The organism is Yersinia sp. 1252 StPb PI (assembly GCF_048593885.1).
In the GTDB taxonomy this organism is placed as follows: Bacteria; Pseudomonadota; Gammaproteobacteria; order Enterobacterales; family Enterobacteriaceae; genus Yersinia; species Yersinia enterocolitica_E.
On sequence record NZ_JAZGQE010000298.1, the window covers coordinates 1 to 3,040 of the forward strand.

The following is a 3,040-nucleotide window of genomic DNA, read 5'->3' on the forward strand; positions in this document are numbered from 1 at the left end:
ACATGTTTTTTTTGTGATGGCTATTTTGCCAAGCCAAATCACAAATACCATCTGTTGGCTGAAAACCAACAGGAGCCTCTAATAATAAAGAGCGAATATATTCATAATCAAAGTCATTACAAGCACTTTCAATTGTACTGAGTAATACATTTAGTTTATCCCATTCAAGCATCACCTCAGTAGCAGTCATAATTCGGGGATGATAGGTATTTTGTACCGACTCTCCAATCAATAGCTCTTCGTATAATTTTTCACCTGGGCGCAAACCTGAAATTTCTATCGCAATATCACCATCAGGGTTTTCATCACTCTTAACTGAAAGCCCAGAAAGGTTGATCATGCGCTTAGCCAAGTCGATAATCTTAACAGGATCTCCCATATCTAAGACAAACACATCGCCTCCTTGCCCCATTGCCCCAGCTTGAATAACCAGTTGTGCCGCTTCGGGGATAGTCATAAAGTAGCGGATAATATCTTTATGGGTGAGCGTGATTGGCCCCCCTTCAGCGATTTGTTTCTTAAATAGCGGAACAACAGAACCAGAGGAACCTAGAACATTGCCAAAACGTACCATGCAGAATTTTGTATGACATTGCTCATTAGATAATGCCTGCAATACAAGTTCAGCCATTCTCTTGGTGGCCCCCATGGTATTGGTTGGCCGCACCGCTTTATCAGTCGATATTAAAACAAACTTTTCGACTCCCGACTTAATGGCTGCCTTTGCACAAAATAGAGTACCAAATATGTTATTTCTCACACCTTCAATAACATTATTCTCAACCAGTGGAACATGCTTATAAGCGGCAGCATGGTAGACAGTATTCACTTGAAAGTTAGTCATTACTTGCACTAGTCTACTTTCATTTTGAACTGAACCGAGTAATGCGACAAATTCCGAATCAATTTTATGGTTCCTGCATATTGCCGCTATATCATTTTCAATAGAATAAAGAGAGAATTCAGAGACATCAAAAAGAACCAATAATTGTGGTTTTTCAATAATTATTTGGCGACACAATTCAGACCCAATTGAACCGCCAGCACCGGTTACCATAACGACCTTGCCAGTGATATTTTTGGCTAATAACTTTTCATCAGGTACAACTGGATCACGCCCCAATAATTCCTCAATTGAGACTTTCTTTAAACTGCTGATTTGTGCTCGGCCTTCAACTAAGTCCGACATCCCAGGGATAGATAAGACTTCACAAGAAAGATTTTCTAGCTTACCAACCACAGCTTTACGCTGGCTTTGGCTAACACTTGGCATTGCAAGTAAGATTTTTTTAATACCGTAACGACCTATCAAATACTCAAGTTTCTCTGAAGGATAAACAGTAACTCCATGAATAACTGCTTTGTGTAATTTAGGATTATCATCAACAAACGCAATAGGAAAATATTCACTAGCTTGCATTAAAGCAGGCAACAGTTGCCGACCAGAAGCACCTGCGCCATAAATAACAACAGGAATTTGTCCTCTAACACCATAGTTCAGTAACATACGGAAGAACAACCGAGAACCACAAATAAGGACTAGCGAGAATACAAAGAACATGACTGATACTGTTCTTGGCAAGTAGACACCTAAGAAGTAGGAACCAAAAACAAGTAAACCCGTAGAAAGTATTACACCGACTAACACGGTAGTGACAATTTTCGCACTGACATAGCGAAGTACAGTACGGTACAACCCGAGTCGGATAAAGACTAAAAGCGTTGGCGGTATAATTACGGCCAGTGCAACCCATTGTTCAATGCTGCTAAATGGACTATCAACATCCAGACGAACCCAAAAAGCGCCCCAATATGCTAACCCGATGAGAGTAGCATCTAATAACAACATAATAATTCTTTTAACAATTCTTGGTAAAGATAATAGAAATACGAGAAACATATAATACCTAATCCCAAGCCAGAAAACGTAATTCAAACCAATGACTATTTAAGCATATTTAGTCAGAATTAAAATAAAACGTAACTGACTTAATTGTTTTTCACACCCGCATCAAGCTTATAATCCAAATATATAATTGGAACATAGGCAATAATCAAAGCAACCATTGGATTAATGGTATTTAGTCCGACGAGCAATGCAATAGGGAATAACCAAACAATATTTATAACGATAGCAGATAATGTAACTGGTAAATGTCTTTTAAATCTTCTGGATGCAATCTGGTAACCATGACTTCGATGAGCTTCATAAACTTTAAAACCACCCAAAATTCTACGAATGAGAGTCCATGTTGCATCGACAATAAATAAACCCAACAGGATCAACCAACAGAAGAAAAATTTTGATTCTATCCAACCGGCACTTATCGCTAGAGAGCCTATGATTAATCCCAGAAAACCACTACCTGCGTCTCCCATAAATATCTTTGCAGGAGGGAAATTCCATAATAAAAACCCTAAGACAGTCACCGCCAGCAACCAAAGAACCAGATAGTTATCTAAGCCAACTTTATCACCACTAATTATATAGATCACGATCGCACCAAGACTGACCATTACAGCTTGAGCACTCGCCAAACCATCAATACCATCCATGAAATTATAGAGATTAAGCATCCATACCAAAAATAGCAGGCCCAAAATGTTACCGACAATACCCAAATCGATTATTGTCCCAAAAATAGTTAATGGCGGGAAACCGCCTAGACAAAACAATAAAAATGCTGCTGAAGAAAAATGTGCAATGAGACGCCAACGAGCAGCAATATGCCCGTGGTCATCCCAAAATCCGACTATAGCAATTACCCCACCAGAGACAATTAACCCGACAGTCGTAAGAGTCGTTAAATAACCTTGAAAATAAAAAATCGCTAAGCCGATTAAAAAACTTATAACAATAGCAACACCACCACCTCTTGGAGTTGGAGTTACATGTGAACTACGTGAGTTAGGAGTATCAATAATATTATTTTTAAAGGCGTAAATTCGTAATAAATACGTTAGCACAAATGACACAATCAGAAAAAAAAGTAGTAATAACATTACAGTTGGCATATACCCCCCAAAAAAACTGCATAGC

At 38.6% G+C, this 3,040-nt stretch carries 2 protein-coding genes; both read right to left on the bottom strand.

Translation table 11 applies throughout. From position 1 onward, the window contains the following. Positions 1 to 1,849, bottom strand: a 1,849-nt coding sequence (locus tag V2A85_RS22850) for a polysaccharide biosynthesis protein (RefSeq protein ID WP_420072454.1), incomplete at its 3' end; no start/stop codon positions are given. Between the two features lie 140 nt (positions 1,850 to 1,989). Continuing rightward, positions 1,990 to 3,015 (bottom strand): MraY family glycosyltransferase, encoded by a 1,026-nt coding sequence (locus V2A85_RS22855; protein WP_420072455.1) that lies wholly within the window; start codon positions 3,013 to 3,015, stop codon positions 1,990 to 1,992. Positions 3,016 to 3,040: the final 25 nt, after the last annotated feature.

Coding starts and splice junctions, on each gene's coding strand:
- V2A85_RS22855 (WP_420072455.1), bottom strand. CDS start 3,015: ATGCCAACTGTAATGTTATTACTACTTTTTTTTCTGATTGTGTCATTT.